The organism is Shewanella algidipiscicola, from assembly GCF_900380485.1.
Taxonomy (GTDB): Bacteria; Pseudomonadota; Gammaproteobacteria; order Enterobacterales; family Shewanellaceae; genus Shewanella; species Shewanella algidipiscicola.
This window is the reverse complement of record NZ_OXJV01000001.1, coordinates 1,049,852-1,066,672: the sequence shown is the minus strand read 5'-3', so window position 1 is coordinate 1,066,672 and position 16,821 is coordinate 1,049,852. Positions and strand designations below refer to the sequence as shown.

12 protein-coding genes and 6 tRNA genes are annotated in these 16,821 nt (G+C 46.4%); 15 read left to right on the top strand and 3 right to left on the bottom strand.

Going from position 1 to position 16,821, the window contains the following annotated elements:
• The first annotated feature begins 97 nt into the window (after positions 1 to 97).
• From deoC to DN599_RS04760, 13 genes are all read left to right on the top strand, one after another.
• On the top strand, positions 98 to 877 hold the full coding sequence (gene deoC / locus DN599_RS04825) for a deoxyribose-phosphate aldolase (RefSeq protein WP_110456477.1): 780 nt from the start codon (positions 98 to 100) through the stop codon (positions 875 to 877).
• A 127-nt stretch (positions 878 to 1,004) separates the two neighbouring features.
• A complete protein-coding gene (locus DN599_RS04820) occupies positions 1,005 to 1,880 on the top strand; it encodes a DMT family transporter (protein WP_338054420.1) in 876 nt (291 codons plus the stop codon).
• A 274-nt stretch (positions 1,881 to 2,154) separates the two neighbouring features.
• Positions 2,155 to 4,779 (top strand): alanine--tRNA ligase, encoded by a 2,625-nt coding sequence (gene alaS / locus DN599_RS04815; protein ID WP_110456476.1) that lies wholly within the window; start codon positions 2,155 to 2,157, stop codon positions 4,777 to 4,779.
• A 616-nt stretch (positions 4,780 to 5,395) separates the two neighbouring features.
• The gene (gene csrA / locus DN599_RS04805) at positions 5,396 to 5,593 is read left to right on the top strand and encodes a carbon storage regulator CsrA (RefSeq protein ID WP_110456474.1); all 198 of its coding nucleotides are present in this window, start codon (positions 5,396 to 5,398) and stop codon (positions 5,591 to 5,593) included.
• A gap of 213 nt (positions 5,594 to 5,806) precedes the next feature.
• Positions 5,807 to 5,898 (top strand) — tRNA-Ser (locus DN599_RS04800).
• Between the two features lie 24 nt (positions 5,899 to 5,922).
• A tRNA-Arg gene (locus tag DN599_RS04795) sits at positions 5,923 to 5,999 on the top strand.
• 30 nt (positions 6,000 to 6,029) lie between these two features.
• Positions 6,030 to 6,106: transfer RNA gene (locus DN599_RS04790), tRNA-Arg, on the top strand.
• 32 nt (positions 6,107 to 6,138) lie between these two features.
• Positions 6,139 to 6,215, top strand: a tRNA-Arg gene (locus DN599_RS04785).
• 56 nt (positions 6,216 to 6,271) lie between these two features.
• Positions 6,272 to 6,348 (top strand) — tRNA-Arg (locus DN599_RS04780).
• Between the two features lie 8 nt (positions 6,349 to 6,356).
• Positions 6,357 to 6,448: transfer RNA gene (locus tag DN599_RS04775), tRNA-Ser, on the top strand.
• 879 nt (positions 6,449 to 7,327) lie between these two features.
• A complete protein-coding gene (locus DN599_RS04770; RefSeq protein ID WP_110456473.1) occupies positions 7,328 to 7,570 on the top strand; it encodes an OadG family protein in 243 nt (80 codons plus the stop codon).
• Positions 7,571 to 7,589: 19 nt separating this feature from the next.
• Positions 7,590 to 9,401: a sodium-extruding oxaloacetate decarboxylase subunit alpha gene (oadA, locus tag DN599_RS04765; RefSeq protein WP_110456472.1), complete on the top strand. Its 1,812-nt coding sequence runs from the start codon at positions 7,590 to 7,592 to the stop codon at positions 9,399 to 9,401.
• A gap of 8 nt (positions 9,402 to 9,409) precedes the next feature.
• Complete coding sequence (locus tag DN599_RS04760) at positions 9,410 to 10,540, top strand: sodium ion-translocating decarboxylase subunit beta (RefSeq protein WP_110456471.1); 1,131 nt, start codon at positions 9,410 to 9,412, stop codon at positions 10,538 to 10,540.
• A 466-nt stretch (positions 10,541 to 11,006) separates the two neighbouring features.
• Here the strand turns inward: DN599_RS04760 and DN599_RS04750 are convergent, their stop codons facing one another.
• The 3 genes from DN599_RS04750 to DN599_RS04740 form a co-directional block, all read right to left on the bottom strand.
• Entirely contained in the window at positions 11,007 to 11,348 is a 342-nt protein-coding gene (locus DN599_RS04750) for a PBPRA1643 family SWIM/SEC-C metal-binding motif protein (RefSeq protein ID WP_110456470.1), read from the bottom strand.
• Between the two features lie 85 nt (positions 11,349 to 11,433).
• A complete protein-coding gene (locus DN599_RS04745; protein WP_110456469.1) occupies positions 11,434 to 11,619 on the bottom strand; it encodes a hypothetical protein in 186 nt (61 codons plus the stop codon).
• Positions 11,620 to 11,991: 372 nt separating this feature from the next.
• The gene (locus DN599_RS04740; RefSeq protein WP_110456468.1) at positions 11,992 to 13,239 is read right to left on the bottom strand and encodes a dicarboxylate/amino acid:cation symporter; all 1,248 of its coding nucleotides are present in this window, start codon (positions 13,237 to 13,239) and stop codon (positions 11,992 to 11,994) included.
• Between the two features lie 272 nt (positions 13,240 to 13,511).
• Between DN599_RS04740 and DN599_RS04735 the strand changes: the two genes are divergently transcribed.
• Together DN599_RS04735 and DN599_RS04730 are read left to right on the top strand one after the other, a co-directional pair.
• Positions 13,512 to 13,934, top strand: a complete 423-nt coding sequence (locus tag DN599_RS04735; RefSeq protein WP_110456467.1) for a YqaA family protein — start codon at positions 13,512 to 13,514, stop codon at positions 13,932 to 13,934.
• Positions 13,935 to 13,972: 38 nt separating this feature from the next.
• Entirely contained in the window at positions 13,973 to 16,807 is a 2,835-nt protein-coding gene (locus DN599_RS04730) for a M16 family metallopeptidase (protein WP_110456466.1), read from the top strand.
• Positions 16,808 to 16,821: the final 14 nt, after the last annotated feature.

The following is a 16,821-nucleotide window of genomic DNA, read 5'->3' as shown; positions in this document are numbered from 1 at the left end:
TTCGAATCCCTCTCACTTCTATAATGCCGTTCCTTTATCTGTGTCCAAGGTGTGTAAAGCCTCGGGGATATATTTTTACTACGTATTGGAAATACCAATGAGTAATTTAAAAACAGCCGCACAGCGTGCACTGCATTTGATGGACTTAACAACCTTAAGCGACAGTGATACCGAGGATAAAATTATTGAGTTGTGTAAATTGGCTAAAACCCTTGTCGGTAATACCGCTGGCATATGCATCTATCCGCGCTTCATTCCTATCGCCAAAAAGCAACTGAGATCACAAGATACGCCAAACATTCGTGTGGTCACTGTGACTAACTTTCCTCATGGAAATGATGATGTTGAAATAGCCGTTGCTGAAACAAAAGCTGCAGTTGCCTATGGCGCCGATGATGTCGATGTTGTGTTTCCATATCGCGCGTTAATATCGGGAGATGAGGATGTTTGTTTTGAGCTTATTGAGCAATGTAAAGCTGCTTGCGGTAGTGACATTTTCTTCAAGGTGATTATTGAGTCTGGTGAGCTAAAAACGCCTGCGCTAATTAAAAGAGCCTCAGAAATATCCATTAAAGCGGGGGCTGATATGATCAAAACATCTACGGGGAAAGTGTCCGTCAATGCGACGCCAGAAGCCGCTGAAATTATGTTATCAGTCATCAAACAGATGGGCGTTGAAGATAGCGTTGGATTTAAGGCCTCTGGCGGCGTTCAGACTGCAGAAGAAGCCAAACTATATTTAGATATGGCTGATAATATTATTGGAGAGGGGTGGAGCGAGAACTGTAAGCACTATCGTTTTGGTGCTTCTAGCTTGTTATCTAATCTACTTTATACCCTAGGTGAAACAAAAATAAACGTTGACGCTAAATATTAGATTGATCACTTATGAGCGTTCCGATTCGACAAGATGTTATCGGTAACTCTTCGCTGTGCTAGTAGCAAATCATCGCTATTGACCACAAGCACTTTGACTAAATACTACATAAATCGTGGTGGTTTTTTTGAATAATACCAAGGGCAGTTTTTTTATGGTTGCTTCGATGGCGGCGTTTTCTGTTGAAGATATGCTTATTAAAGCGGCGGCAGAGACGGCATCAATTGGCCAAATTTTAGCATTATTTGGTCTAGGTGGAATGCTTGTGTTTATATTTTTAACTTGGCGTAAGGGCGGGCAAGTTTTTCATCCTGCCATACTCTCTGCACCATTATTACTACGCGCCGTTTGTGAAGTTATTGGTCGATTCTGTTTCGCTTTAGCGATCACGTTAACACCGTTGTCGAGTGCATCGGCCATTCTGCAGGCCACACCATTGATAGCCATGGTTGGTGCCGCTTTATTATTCGGTGAAAATATTGGTGTTAAGAGGTGGCTGGCCGTGGTGGTCGGTTTTGCCGGCGTCTTGATGATTATTCGTCCTGGTTTCGCCGGCTTTGAGGTTAACTCGATATTTGCGGTTGTGGCTACCTTAGGCTTTGCTGGCCGTGATTTGGCGACACGCGCCGCGCCACCTGTGCTTTCTAACACTCAACTAGGGGTATATGGTTTTTTTGTGCTAATTCCAACAGGCTTGGTGATGATGGCGTATCAAGGTGAATCCGTTCAACTTAATTTGATGTTAGCCGCTCAGATCACAGGGGCAATCGTCTTTGGTGTGGTGGCCTATAATGCGTTAACTATCGCTATGCGTACTGGTGATGTGTCTGTGGTTTCTCCGTTTCGCTATTCGCGTTTATTATTTGCTTTAGTCCTTGGTATCTTGATATTTGGCGAGTCTCCAGATTTGGTCACTTTACTTGGGAGCTTACTTATTGTGGTAAGCGGTGGCTATACTCTTATTCAAACTCGTAGGAAAGTACCTGCAAATCTAAGCATCTAACATGCCATAGGCGTAGCTAGATTATGGCGCCTATTGTCTATCGATTTCAATGCCTACCCATGGGGGATTTAGCTTCCGTCAGATGAGAGAGTGATGGGCTTACTCAGCTGATTAGAGCCTCATTTACTTTTGGTGCTATTTTTCGGTTTCTTTTACAATCCTAGGTTAAACCTCTGGTTGTTCAACAATAGACTGCTTATAATGTCGGGCTAACTATGAGTGTCGGTGAAGTTTCAATTTTCACCGCGAATGTAACCTAATTCAGGATGATTTCATGTATCAAACCACTGCAGCGCTGAGAAGTGCTTTCTTGGAGTTCTTCCGCAGAAATAGTCACCAGGTAGTGGACAGCAGTTCACTGGTACCTGGCAATGATCCGACCTTGTTGTTCACCAACGCAGGTATGAACCAGTTTAAAGATGTCTTTCTTGGTGAAGACAAGCGCGATTACACCAGAGCGACAACCTCGCAACGCTGCGTACGCGCTGGTGGCAAGCACAATGATTTGGATAACGTAGGTTATACCGCGCGTCACCATACTTTCTTTGAAATGCTGGGTAACTTCAGCTTCGGCGATTACTTTAAGCAAGAAGCAATCACTTTCGCTTGGACCTTTCTCACTGAAGAGTTAAAGCTGCCCAAAGAGCGTCTATGCGTCACGATTTATGAAACCGATGATGAAGCCTTCGAGATCTGGAACAAAAAGATTGGTGTTGCGGCTGAAAACATTATTCGTATCGGTGATAACAAAGGCGCTGCTTACGCTTCAGATAACTTCTGGCAAATGGGCGATACCGGCCCTTGTGGCCCTTGTTCTGAAATTTTCTATGATCATGGCGAGCATATCTGGGGTGGCCGTCCTGGTACGCCAGAAGAAGACGGTGACCGCTTCATTGAAATTTGGAACATCGTATTTATGCAGTACAACCGTCAAGCTGACGGTACCATGGAACCACTGCCTAAGCCTTCGGTAGATACCGGTATGGGCATTGAGCGTATTGCCGCCATTATGCAAGGCGTACATTCCAACTATGAAATCGATATTTTTCAAACTCTGATTAAAAAGGCCGCTGAAATTCTGAATGTTAGCGACCTTAACAATAACTCGCTAAAGGTTATTGCCGATCATATTCGCTCTTGTGCTTTCCTGATTGCCGATGGTGTGATGCCATCGAACGAAGGTCGTGGTTATGTATTGCGCCGCATTATTCGCCGTGCCGTGCGCCACGGCAATAAGCTAGGTGCTACCGAATCATTTTTCTACAAGTTAGTTCCGGCACTGATTGATGTGATGGGCGATGCAGCGAAAGGCCTTAAAGAGACACAAGCCATTGTAGAAAAGTCGCTTCAAGCGGAAGAAGAGCAGTTTGCCCGTACCCTTGAGCGTGGTTTAGGCATTTTAGATAATGCGCTTAATGGGCTCGACGGCAAGGTACTTGACGGCGAAACGGCATTTAAACTCTATGATACTTATGGCTTCCCTGTCGATTTGACTGCCGATGTGTGCCGCGAACGTGATATTACCGTAGATGAGGCTGGTTTCGAGGCGGCGATGGCAGAGCAGCGTCGTCGCGCCCAAGCGGCAGGGCAGTTCGATGCCAATTACAATGAAGGGCTTAAAATTGATCAACATACCCACTTCTGTGGTTATAGCGAGCTTAATGGCGAAGCCAAAGTGGTTGCCCTGTATCGTGATGGTCAAGCTGTAACTGAACTGTCAGCAGGTGAGGATGCGGTGATTGTGCTGGAAAGTACTCCGTTTTATGGGGAGTCTGGCGGACAATGTGGTGACAAAGGCTTACTGAGTGGCGATGGCGCTGAGTTTAGTGTGAGCGACACGCAAAAGTATGGCCAAGCGGTTGGTCATGTCGGTAAACTGCGAGCTGGTACTATCCGTGTTGGCCAAGTGTTATTGGCAGAGGTCGATAAAAAATTAAGACATCGCACCGAGCTAAACCACTCTGTCACGCATCTGTTACATGCTGCGCTGCGCCAAGTACTAGGCAGTCATGTGAGCCAAAAGGGATCGCTGGTTGATCCTGAGCGCCTACGTTTTGATTTTTCTCATTTCGAAGCGGTAAAGCCGGCAGAATTGCAAGCGGTAGAAGACTTAGTGAATACCCAAATCCGTCGTAACCACGAGCTGAAAGCTGAGGTGATGGATATTGAGCAAGCTAAAGCACAAGGTGCGATGGCCTTGTTTGGTGAAAAATATGACTCACAGGTACGTGTTGTGACCATGGGCGATTTTTCTATCGAACTTTGTGGTGGTACCCACGTTGGCCGCACGGGCGATATTGGTCTGTTTAAGATCACCTCTGAAGCTGGTATCGCAGCAGGTATTCGCCGTATTGAAGCGGTAACGGGGGCGGCGGCAATGGCATATGTGCGTGAGCAACAGTCTCAGCTTGAGCTGGCTGCTAGCTTGCTTAAGAGCGACAGTGCTTCCGTGGTGGCCAAGCTTAAGGCGCAACTTGATAAAACCAAGCAGCTTGAAAAAGAGTTGTCACAACTTAAAGACAAGTTAGCGGCCGCAACCAGTGCCGATCTCGCTGGAGAAGCCATCGAGATCGGCGGCATCAAGGTGCTGGTTAAAAAGCTTGATGGTGTCGATGCGGGTGCGCTACGTGGTTTGCAAGATGAACTTAAGCAGAAGTTACAATCGGGCATCGTGGTGCTTGGTATTGCTGGTGACGAGAAAGTTAATCTGATCGTGGGTGTCACCAAAGACTTAACGGCAAAAGTGAAGGCTGGCGAACTGGTCGGTATGATCGCCTCTCAGGTTGGCGGTAAAGGCGGTGGTCGCCCTGATATGGCTCAAGCCGGTGGTAGTGAACCTGCTAAGCTCGACAGCGCCTTGGCGTCGGTATTGCCTTGGTTAACCGAACGTCTAAGCTAAACTCCAGTGGTGAACAACCCTCTTAAATTAAAAAGCGCTCATTGAGCGCTTTTTTTATCTCTTCGGCGCCAGCATGGAGGTGGCTTACCTCCAATGCGTGGCTAATGAGATAGTAATGAGGTGTGCTTAAGTTGGTTTTGTCATTGTTGATTATGTTTAGGGTTGAAAAATTGAACACTTGACCTGATATTAATGATTGTTGGACTCTGACAAGTGCTTGGGCAAGTGTTTGGCGTTGATGAGCATCGGCCAGCAATTGTAGGAGAAAAACGACAGAGGGCTGCCTATTGCACCATGGCAAGATAGCAAGGGTATTAGGCCGTGATGACGGGGTAAGTGGAAAGAGGGTTGCACTGCGAGTTGATCTTGTCTTTGAGCTTTTAGATATGCGGCGTTGTCTATGCCGATATTTTTCTACAAAACGGTAGTAAAAAAAGCAATCCTACGCTAGGGAAAGCATACAAATAACCTAGTCAGGAAAATTTAAATCAATAAAGGTGCAATTAGCAGGGGTTTTTTGACAGAACACTATTAATTTGTACTAAGCTGACCGTATAATAAAGGTTATAACGGATTAGTGCCGTATAAGCAGAATTAGAACCAAAGGAGCAAAAACATGCTGATATTGACTCGTCGTGTTGGTGAAACACTGATGATTGGTGATGAAGTTACTGTCACCGTTTTGGGCGTAAAGGGTAATCAAGTTCGTATCGGTGTTAATGCACCGAAAGAAGTATCTGTTCACCGTGAAGAGATCTATCAGCGTATTCAGTCTGAAAAATCAGGTAACTCTTCTGACGGCGGTAACTTTTAAGCAAAACGCTTAATAAAGTCGACAACGATAAGAGTCAGCATATTGCTGACTTTTTTGTTTTAAGCCGCTAGCTTTTTAAGCGTAATGGCGATATTGCGGACAGCTATTACCTATTAAGGCTATGAACTGCTTAAAAACAGTCCAAACAAATTTAGTTTCATAGAAATGGTTTGACTTATTTTCGGCAAACAGTAATATGTGCGCCAAGAAAACGGAGAGGTGGCCGAGTGGCCGAAGGCGCTCCCCTGCTAAGGGAGTATGGGCTTTAAATCCCATCGAGGGTTCGAATCCCTCCTTCTCCGCCATTTCTTAACTGTAAAAAAAACGATGCGCGTGTAGCTCAGCTGGATAGAGTACCTGGCTACGAACCAGGCGGTCGGAGGTTCGAATCCTCCCACGCGCACCATTACAGTAAAATAAGTTATAGAGATAAGATGCGCGTGTAGCTCAGCTGGATAGAGTACCTGGCTACGAACCAGGCGGTCGGAGGTTCGAATCCTCCCACGCGCACCATCTATAGTTTATTGGGATTATGTGTTATTTTTGCGCGTGTAGCTCAGCTGGATAGAGTACCTGGCTACGAACCAGGCGGTCGGAGGTTCGAATCCTCCCACGCGCACCATATTCAAATAAATTTGACGGTCAATTCCGTCTTTTTTATGTTTTACGTAAAGTTTTGCGCGTGTAGCTCAGCTGGATAGAGTACCTGGCTACGAACCAGGCGGTCGGAGGTTCGAATCCTCCCACGCGCACCATTTTATGCGGAGAGGTGGCCGAGTGGCCGAAGGCGCTCCCCTGCTAAGGGAGTATGGGCTTTAAATCCCATCGAGGGTTCGAATCCCTCCTTCTCCGCCATTATTAAAACCCGTACTTGTTACGGGTTTTTTTATGCCTGTTTTTCACCGTATACTTTACTTACCCAAGTTACTTACCTAAGTTATTTGGGTAAGTTATTTGCTCAAGTGATTTACCTAAGTTATTTGCTCAAGTGATTTACCTAAGTTATTTGCTCAAGTGATTTACCTAAGTTATTTGCTCAAGTGATTTACTTAAGTTATTTGCTCAAGTGACTTACCTAAGTTATTTACTCAGGTTGTCCTCAGGCTCGATAGTGCCGCCTCTATAGCATTACACTTCCTTACGCTGCATGAGGACTGCACAATCGTCACCACTCAATCGTTTTATCTCAGTGAGTCTGCATAGTCGGTTTAACTCGATAGCCGTATCGATAGCTTAGTCGTAGTGATAGTTAAACGGCGTTAGTTAATGCCATTTGCCGATGTTGCTTGTCACCTCGAACTGACGCTCTTTAACATGCCGTGCAGATATGAGCCTCTATGTCTTGCCACTATTGATTGAATAACTTTGCATAATCGGTTAATCGGCTTATGTTGATGATGTCTATTTTTATCTGAATGACACGACTTTTTTAATTGATTGCTATTTTAGTTCGCTTTTTTGTCATATCTTCATATTTATCGCCTTTTATTTATGGAATTATCGGCTTGAGTCAGATAGTTTTAATAATTTTGGTATGACCAATTTACATGTCGTTCGTATTTTTGTTATAGATTGGTTATGGTTCTTCTGTGTTTGAAACATTTTGATTGGCTGATGCTAAATAACCACCTCGCGCTTTGAGGTGATTTTTTTTGCTTAAAAATTGAATAAGTAGTAAGTCGCTAGTGTTTTTTCTGCATCCACAGAGATTTAAGGTTATTCGAAGAGGACAATATGAATTCTATTGCTCAACAAATGAATGATGCATTGATGATTATGGTGTTGGGAATGGGACTGGTGTTTGTGTTCCTGTCGATGCTTATTTTAGCGATAAGCCTAGTGGCATGGAAATTTGGACCAGAGCAATCAACTACTGCCAGTACTGATTGCGATATCCCAGAATCTTCGCAGGCTATCGAGCCTAAATTGGTTGCTGCAATCACCGCGGCGATTCATCAATATCGCGCCAACGCATAATAAATAGTAGGGAGTTTTTATGAGCAAGCCACTTGCATTAACCGATGTTGCCTTACGGGATGCACATCAATCTATCCTTGCCACTCGTCTTCGACTCGAAGATATGCTGCCTATTGCGCCACTGCTAGATAAAATTGGCTTTTGGTCGCTGGAATCTTGGGGCGGTGCCACATTTGATGCCTGTATTCGCTACTTAGGGGAAGATCCTTGGGAGCGCATTAGAGCATTAAAAAAAGCGATGCCAAATACGCCGCAGCAGATGTTACTGCGCGGACAAAACTTGTTGGGCTATCGGCATTATGCCGACGATCTGGTGCAGCGTTTTGTCGAACGTGCCCATGACAATGGTGTCGATGTGTTTCGGGTGTTTGATGCCATGAACGATGTGCGCAATCTTGAAACGGCAATTAAGTCTGTGGTCGAGGTGGGTGGTCATGCCCAAGGCACCATCTCTTACACCACAAGCCCTGTCCATACTTTGTCGACCTGGGTCGATATGGCTAAACGCCTTGAGGATATGGGGTGTCACTCGCTGTGCATTAAAGATATGGCGGGTCTGCTTAAACCATATGAGGCTTATGATCTCATCAGTCAGCTAAAAGCTCAAACCAACTTAATTGTGTCACTGCATTGTCACGCCACAACAGGTCTTAGTACTGCCACCTACCAAAAGGCGATTGAAGCAGGCATCGATGTGCTCGATACCGCTATCTCATCGATGAGCCAAACGTATGGTCACAGTGCGACAGAAACCTTGGTCGCTATGGTTGAGGGCACCGATAGGGCAACGGGATATGATATGGCGTTGCTCGAAGAGATTGCCGCCTATTTCCGCGAGGTAAGAAAAAAATACGCCGCATTTGAAGGTGAGCTCAAGGGGATTGACTCACGCATTCTACGTGCTCAGGTGCCAGGTGGTATGTTAACCAATATGGAAAACCAATTGCGCGAACAAGGCGCCGCCGACAAATTAGACTTAGTGCTCGAGGAGATCCCGAAAGTTCGCCAAGATCTCGGCTATTTGCCCTTGGTCACGCCCACATCACAAATTGTGGGTAGCCAAGCGGTGATCAATGTATTGACTGGGCAGCGCTATAAATCGTTGACCAAAGAAACCGAAGGGGTGCTTAAGGGCGAATACGGGGCAACTCCCGCGCCCGTTAACCAAGCGCTGCAACAACGTGTACTTGCTGGCGCAGAGGCCATCACATGTCGCCCAGCCGACTTACTGGCGCCAGAGCTAGATAAGCTGCGCAGCGAGTTATCGACTAAGGCTGAGGCCGAAGGGATGGCATTGGCAACAGAGCTAGATGATGACGTACTCACTTACGCCTTGTTCCCACAAATTGGCCTTAAGTTCCTTAATAATCGTAATAACCCTGACGCATTTGAGCCAACGCCTCAAGCGCCTAACGGGCAAGTGGCAAGTGAAGCGGCTATTACATCGCCAGAGGTGAGTGATAAGCGTGGAGCAGAGACCTATACGGTAAATGTTCAGGGTCAAAGTTTTGTAGTTGAAGTGGCCCCTGGTGGTGATATTAGCCAGATAGTGCCTAATGAGAATGTGGTGCCCTTTACGGCACCAACAATCAGCCCAAGCGTCGATGCCGATGCAGCGAAGGCTGCAATGAGTGCACCATTGTCGGGGAATATCTTTAAGGTGAATGTAGCCTTGGGGGATGCCGTCAAGGCGGGCGATGTGGTGATCATTCTCGAAGCCATGAAGATGGAGACTGAGATCCGCGCCGAATTCGACGGCGTGATCTGTCAGGTTTGGGTAAAAGAAGGTGACTCTGTTGCCGTTGGCAATCAATTGCTTGCCATAGCATAGGAGTTCACATGGAAGGATTTCTGGCTTTTTGGGCCGAATCAGGCATTGCCAACTTTAGTGCTGGGCAATTACTGATGATGGCCGTGGGTGGGCTATTGCTGTATTTGGCTATCGCTCGTAGGTTTGAGCCCTTGTTGTTGTTACCTATCGGTTTTGGCGCCGTGTTGGCTAATATTCCTAATGGTGGTTTTACCGACGAGGGGGGCTTACTTTATTTTGCCTACCATGTAGGTATTGAAACAGGGGTATTTCCCTTACTTATCTTTATGGGGGTAGGGGCGCTAACCGATTTTGGAGCCTTGATTGCTAATCCTAGGATGCTACTGCTTGGCGCCGCGGCGCAGTTTGGGATTTTTGCCACCTTAATTGGCGCCATTGGCCTTAATTTAGTGCCTGGTTTTGAATTTAGCATGCAAGATGCAGCGGCGATTGCCATTATTGGCGGAGCCGATGGCCCAACTGCAATCTTCTTAGCATCTAAGTTAGCGCCAGATCTGCTTGGGGCTATTGCGGTTGCGGCATACTCTTATATGGCGTTGGTGCCCATTATTCAGCCGCCGATCATGAAGTTACTCACAACCGAGTCTGAACGTCAAATCAAGATGGAGCAACTACGTGAGGTCAGCAAGAAAGAGAAGATCTTTTTTCCGCTGATGGTGCTGGGGTTAACTATCTTGTTTTTACCTGCGGCAACGCCACTTGTGGGCATGTTTTGCTTAGGTAACTTGATGCGCGAGTCTGGTGTGGTCGATAGGCTATCTAATACCGCTCAAAATGAACTTATCAATATTGTCACCATCTTTTTAGGGTTAGCCGTTGGCTCTAAGCTCTCTGCCGATAAATTTTTGCAGCTAGAAACCTTGGGCATATTGGTACTCGGCGCCGTCGCATTTGCCATCGGTACCGCGACAGGGGTATTGATGGCAAAGTTAATGAATAAATTATCCGGCGGGAAAATTAACCCTCTGATTGGCGCGGCTGGTGTCTCGGCGGTACCTATGGCAGCGCGAGTGGTCAATAAAGTGGGTCTTGAAGCGAACCAACAAAACTTCTTATTGATGCATGCGATGGGACCAAATGTGGCGGGAGTGCTTGGCTCGGCGGTCGCGGCTGGTGTGTTACTGGCCGTGCTTGGCTGATAGGGTAAGCGCAGGCAGTGATAAAGATAATGCGGCCTACTGAGTTCAGTAGGCCGTTTTTTTATATCTGCCAAATGATTGTTTTGTCATTGATATCGCCAATGTTAGTGATTGCTTAGTCAAGCTAATGCTTAATCAGTTGATGCAGATCAACAACTCTCTATCTGATCCGTAGTCTGATGATGGTGATGTGCGTCACAAGTATTGTGATTGTTTGAACTGAATGAGGATGACTATGATGGAATTACAAGCTAACGGCTATACGGATCTGTGTGTGAATGGCAAATGGTTTCACTATGATCACGGCGAGGGTTCAGTTTTCATGTTAAACGGTGGTAGCCCCTTAACGTTCGAGCTTGATTCGTTACCGACAACCGAAGCAGAACTTGAGGCTTACCTTAGCATTATCTCGGATCAATTTTGCTGATGTAGCAATGATACTAACAGGCTATCACAGCTAAACCACTTATTGCTTACCACAACATTTTTTGTATTTTTGCCCGCTGCCGCAGATGCAGGGATCGTTGCGCTGTGGTTTTTTCTCCACAGTGGCGGTTTTGGGTTTATTTAAAATCCCCATCAAGGCGCTAATATCTTCAGCGACTTCAGACTTGATGTCGATGTTGGCGACTAGTTGATGTTCATCGACTAATGCCTTCACTTCTGCATACCTAGCTTCACTATTGACGATAAGTGCTAGCGGAAACGCTTCACTGCCAGGTTTAGCGACTCGCTTAGTGTTATAACCATAACTTTCATGTTTTGGCTTAGGCGTTTTACGGCCTTTAAAGAAAAACTTATCAGACATAGCATTTCCAGAGTATTGCCTTCACGGCGTCAAAAGGGCCGCTATCTTACCAGAACTTGCGATGAGCACTAGCGCCTTAGGCAAATTAATATCTCAGATTCTGATCGGCGGTGAGCCAGAGTATAAAGCCCAAAGATAAGATCACCGTCATACTGATCGCGATGATATAGATAAAGCCTTTTTTGCCCTGTTTTAACGGCACGCCAGTTAAATGTAAAAACAGGGTCCAAAATAGGCATAACACAATAGGAAGTAAAAACAGACGAGCCATAAATATCCTAAAAGTAAGCGTAAATATTGCTCAAGTATAATACGCTTTGCGCGCTATCCACATCATTATGTGAATATTTTCCATTAGTGCATTCAAGAGACTCAGGTTTGATAAATATCAGTAGCGCGGCAAAATAGCCATTGTTAAGCGTTAACATAGCGAGGAGTAGAGGATGTGCTCATGTGTAATAATTACGCAGAATAAGCCTACGCCAACGGGCGCTCCCTTGATATATTCGTTTAAGTTAGCCTGTGAAAGAGTATTTACCTCATTAAGGCTAAAATCAGTTTAGGTATAGCTAATGCCAAGGCATAAAAAAAACCGCATCTGCGGTTTTTTATGGGGTAGCTTGAGGTTAACGGGCGATTGCCCTTAACTCGCCGTGCTAACAGTGGGCTCTTCGTTGCTATAAAACTGCGCTTCGTCGAGCTGACCTTCCGATTTACCCACCACGACAGCCGTCATCATGTCACCTGTGACATTGGTTGCGGTGCGGATCATATCGATAACGCGGTCAATGGCGGCAATAAAGGCGATACCTTCAAGTGGCAGCCCCACAACCCCAAGAGTGACCGACAGCATCACCATGGCGCTACCCGGTACGCCAGCGGTGCCAACAGAGGCAACAGTGGCCGTAACGGCAATCAACATGTAATCGGTCATATCCAGCGGAATACCGTAGATCTGCGCGATAAATATGGCAGCAATAGCAGGATAGATACCACCACAGCCATCCATATTCATGGTCGCGCCAAGCGGTAGCACAAAGGCGCCATATTTTTTTGATACGCCCATGGACTCTGTCGCGCGGGTACTGGCGGGTAATGTGCCAAAGCTTGATGCGGTAGTAAAGGCTACTAGTTGGGCAGGCATCGCTTTACGGAAAAATTGTATTGGGCTTAACTTAGCGGCAAATTTTATTAATCCGCCGTAAATAAATAGAATGTGAATGACGGCAGCAAGGTAGATAGCAGCAATAAACTTACCTAACGGCAGTAGCATTGATAGCCCATATTCGCCCACAACCCAAGCCATTAGGCCAAATACGCCAATAGGAGTCAGCTGCAGTACCATACGGGTGAGTTGAAACATTACCTCGGCGCCTGCTTCTATAGTGCGCTTTAATGGCTCTGCTTTTTCCCCAACCTTATTGATGGCGATACCAATAAGGGCTGCAAACACGATAATTTGAAGCACCTTACCTTCGGCAAGGGAAGCGAACGGATTGACGGGCACCATATCAAGCAGCACCTGAGCAAAACCAGGCACATTACGCTCACGCACCTCTGTTGTCGCCAGCTCGAGCGTGCCACCCATATCAATTAAACTGCCAATGGTTAAACCGATCAATGAGGCGATAGTGCCGGTAAACATAAACATCAATAGGGTTTTAAAGCTCAGACGTTTAAGGCTGACACCGCTCCCTAACGACGTGATACTGACCACAATGGCGCAGAACACCAGAGGCGCGACCAACATCTTAATGGCTGCAATGAACAGGTCACCTAAAGGCTTTAATTGTGTCGCTTGCTCACCTAATACTAAGCCAAAGGTGATCCCTAAAATAAAACCAGCCAGCACCTTTTGCCAAAAGGGGATCTGTTTAATCGTTTGCCACATGGGATAATTTCCAATTTAATGTTGTGTTGAGGATGGAACCGTTGAGTCGGGAAGAGCGCTTGTTTTGCGCAAGTCATCGAGGCTGCTCAACATATTATTTTATTAGGCGTCATTCTATAGCCCCTTGGGCTTGCTTACAAAATTGATTTTGTTATAACTTATTGTCATTAAAAAGAATGTTTTAATACTTTTAAGTTTTAACTTTGGCGTAACATGACCAGACACAGGATGTTGTACATAAAAAATTACTTTTTTTCATTAGGTAAGCCAATATGACCGAGTTATGGTTGATGTTTAGTGCGGCATTTATTGCTGCCACCTTGTTACCTGGCGGTTCGGAAGTTTTATTGGTGGCGTTAATCGATAACACGCCTGAGAAGTGGTTACCTTTGGTAATCGTGGCGACGTTAGGTAATGGATTAGGCTCCATTACCAGTTATTATTTGGGCACATTGGGGCGCTTTGCTACGACGCCCGAAGCGATGGCGCAAGGACGATACCGGCACAGTATTGGTTTACTGAAGCGTTATGGCTATTGGAGTCTATTACTGGCTTGGATGCCACTCATTGGCGATCTACTATGCCTATTGGCAGGCTGGTTGAAGCTGCCAGTAGTGAAGTCGAGTATCATGATTTTTATTGGAAAAGGGATACGTTATCTGCTGGTTGCAGCGTTAACGCTACATTGGTTGTAAGGCGCAGGCCTACGAGTTAACACAGGAGTAAAAAATTAATGAAGAAATGGATATTAGCTGCCGCGATTTCGGCAGCGTTGACCGCTTGCTCTGCGTCGAATGTATCGACCAGTTTGCCGCAAGGGGTTTCGTTAGTTGAAACGGTCACCACCACAGAGTCAGGTGTGGGTATTCCCTACAAAAAATATCAGCTGGCCAATGGCTTGACCGTCATATTACATCAAGATAAATCAGATCCTTTGGTGCATGTCGATGTGACGTATCACGTTGGCTCATCTCGCGAACTGCCTGGGCGCTCAGGTTTTGCTCACCTATTTGAACATATGATGTTTCAAGGCTCAGAGAACGTTGCCGACGAGCAACATTTTAAAGCGGTTACCGAAGCGGGTGGTACGTTAAATGGCACGACTAATACCGATCGTACTAACTATTTTGAGACAGTGCCTAGCAACCAATTAGAAAAAATGTTGTGGCTTGAGTCCGATCGCATGGGATACTTTTTGCCCGCCTTAACCGAAGAGAAATTTGAAGTACAACGCGAGACGGTCAAAAACGAGCGCGCCCAGCGTATCGATAACCAACCCTATGGACGTATGGGCGAGCGTTTTAACCAAGCGCTGTATCCTGCAGGGCACCCCTATTCATGGCCCGTTATCGGTTGGCCTGAAGATTTAAACCGCGCAGATGTGACCGATGTTAAACATTTCTTCCAGCGCTGGTACGGCCCCAATAATGCCACCTTGACCATAGGTGGTGATTTCGACGAAGCGCAAACATTGGCGTGGGTGAATAAATATTTTGGCGAGATCCCGCGTGGTCCAGAAGTGACCGCTGCACCTAAGCCGCTGGTGACACTAGATAAGACGCGTTATATCTCGATGGAAGATAGGGTGCACTTACCCCTATTAAGAATGGCGTTTCCTACGGTTTACGCCAGTCATCAAGACGAGGCAGCGCTCGATCTGCTGTCTAATATTATTGGTGGTGGCCCAACCTCGTTAGTCTATAAAAACCTCGTTAAAGACGGCTATGCGGTACAAGCTGGTGTCAGTCATCCTTGTCAGGAGCTGGCATGTCAGTTTTCTATTTACGCCTTAGCTAACCCTGCACGTGGTGGCGAACTGAGCGACATTGAAGCGCGGGTACTTGAGTCGATTGCCGAATTTGAGCAACGTGGCGTGACCGATGACGATCTACAAAAAGCCAAAGTGCAATTTGAAGCCAATACTATTTTTGGTTTACAGAGTGTTAAAGGCAAAGTGTCAACTCTGGCGTTAAATCAAACCTTTTTCGGCAATCCCGATATGATAGCGTACGATTTAACCCGCTACGCCAACGTCACTAAAGAGGATGTGATGCGGGTGTTTAACACCTACATTAAAAACAAGCCTATGGTAGTGATGAGTGTCGTGCCTGAAGGGCAAACCCAGCTAATTGCCCATGAAGATAACTATGTTGCGCCAGCGCCGCAGGTTGCAGAGCAGGCGGTAACCGGTCTTGAGATTGTTGAAGCCGTTGCGCCGTCGTTTGATCGCAGCATTATGCCAACACCTCAAGCTGCGCCGATGATCACCGTGCCAGTGCTATGGACCGACACACTCAGTAATGGCATTGACGTGATGGCCACCACCAGCACCGAAACCCCCACCATTGAGTTGATGATCTACTTAAATGGCGGACACCGTTTGGTGGATGTTAAGCAAGCCGGATTAGCCAACTTAACCGCATCAGTGCTTAATGAGTCGAGCCAATTACGTAGCACTGAAGAGCTGGCGCAGGCGTTAGAGATGCTAGGCAGTACGGTCAGCTTTGGGGCTAGCACCTATCAAAGCTACGTTAAGGTGTCGGCGCTGACGTCACATATTGACGAAACCTTGGCCATAGTACAAGAAAAGCTCTTTAAACCGGGTTTTAATAGTGCCGATTTCGAGCGTGTTAAGCAGCAACATTTGCAAAGTCTGCAACATATGCAGTCAGATCCTAACTATATCGCTAACAGTGGTTTTGATGCCTTGCTCTTTGGCGATAACACCCCTCTTGGGATCAGCAGCGAAGGCACCATTGCCAGTGTATCAGCGCTCACCCTTGATGATGTAAAAGGATTTTACCAGCAGCAGTACCGCGCCGGTAACGCGCAAATCGTGGCGGTGAGCAATTTAATGCAGCCACAACTGCTCAGCAAGTTACAAGGATTATCGAGCTGGCAAGGTGAGTCGAGTGCATTACCTGCCTTAGCGGCAATGCCGGCACTTGAGGCGGGGACTGTCTATATTGTCGACAAGCCGGGAGCGGCGCAGTCGGTGATTAAGATTGGGCAGCGAGCAATGCCGTTTGATGCCACAGGCGAGTATTTTAAATCTTACTTGATGAACTATCCCTTAGGCGGTGCCTTTAACAGTCGTATTAACCTTAACTTACGCGAAGATAAAGGCTACACCTATGGTGCGAGAAGTTACTTCTCTGGCGGCAGTGAGCAGGGGCTATTCCAAGCCACGGCCAGCGTTCGTAGCGATGTTACCGCTCAGGCTCTAGTTGAGTTTGCCAAGGAGATTAACCGCTATCAAGCCAGTGGCATGACAGATCAAGAGCTGGCCTTTATGCGTAACTCTGTCTCGCAAAGTCAAGCGCTCGATTATGAGACGCCTTACCAGAAAGCGGGCTTTATGCGCCGGATCCAGCGCTTTAACCTCGACCCTAATTTTACTCAGACTCAGGCTGATATTATTAGAAATATTCCTAAAGAGGAGCTAAATAACTTGGCGAGCGCTAAACTTCAGCTAGCTGAAATGATAGTATTGATTGTGGGTGATAAAGCCAATATTGAAGCCGACATTAAAGCCTTGGGTTATCCAGTGCGTGCTTTAGCATTGTAATTTGATATTTTTAC

Excerpts from the sequence above, each read along its gene's own strand:
- DN599_RS04740 (WP_110456468.1), bottom strand. The coding sequence starts at position 13,239 with ATGTGGCAAACGATTAAACAGATCCCCTTTTGGCAAAAGGTGCTGGCT.
- csrA (WP_110456474.1), top strand. The coding sequence starts at position 5,396 with ATGCTGATATTGACTCGTCGTGTTGGTGAAACACTGATGATTGGTGAT.
- DN599_RS04730 (WP_110456466.1), top strand. The coding sequence starts at position 13,973 with ATGAAGAAATGGATATTAGCTGCCGCGATTTCGGCAGCGTTGACCGCT.
- DN599_RS04745 (WP_110456469.1), bottom strand. The coding sequence starts at position 11,619 with ATGGCTCGTCTGTTTTTACTTCCTATTGTGTTATGCCTATTTTGGACC.
- oadA (WP_110456472.1), top strand. The coding sequence starts at position 7,590 with ATGAGCAAGCCACTTGCATTAACCGATGTTGCCTTACGGGATGCACAT.
- alaS (WP_110456476.1), top strand. The coding sequence starts at position 2,155 with ATGTATCAAACCACTGCAGCGCTGAGAAGTGCTTTCTTGGAGTTCTTC.
- DN599_RS04735 (WP_110456467.1), top strand. The coding sequence starts at position 13,512 with ATGACCGAGTTATGGTTGATGTTTAGTGCGGCATTTATTGCTGCCACC.
- DN599_RS04750 (WP_110456470.1), bottom strand. The coding sequence starts at position 11,348 with ATGTCTGATAAGTTTTTCTTTAAAGGCCGTAAAACGCCTAAGCCAAAA.
- DN599_RS04760 (WP_110456471.1), top strand. The coding sequence starts at position 9,410 with ATGGAAGGATTTCTGGCTTTTTGGGCCGAATCAGGCATTGCCAACTTT.
- deoC (WP_110456477.1), top strand. The coding sequence starts at position 98 with ATGAGTAATTTAAAAACAGCCGCACAGCGTGCACTGCATTTGATGGAC.
- DN599_RS04770 (WP_110456473.1), top strand. The coding sequence starts at position 7,328 with ATGAATTCTATTGCTCAACAAATGAATGATGCATTGATGATTATGGTG.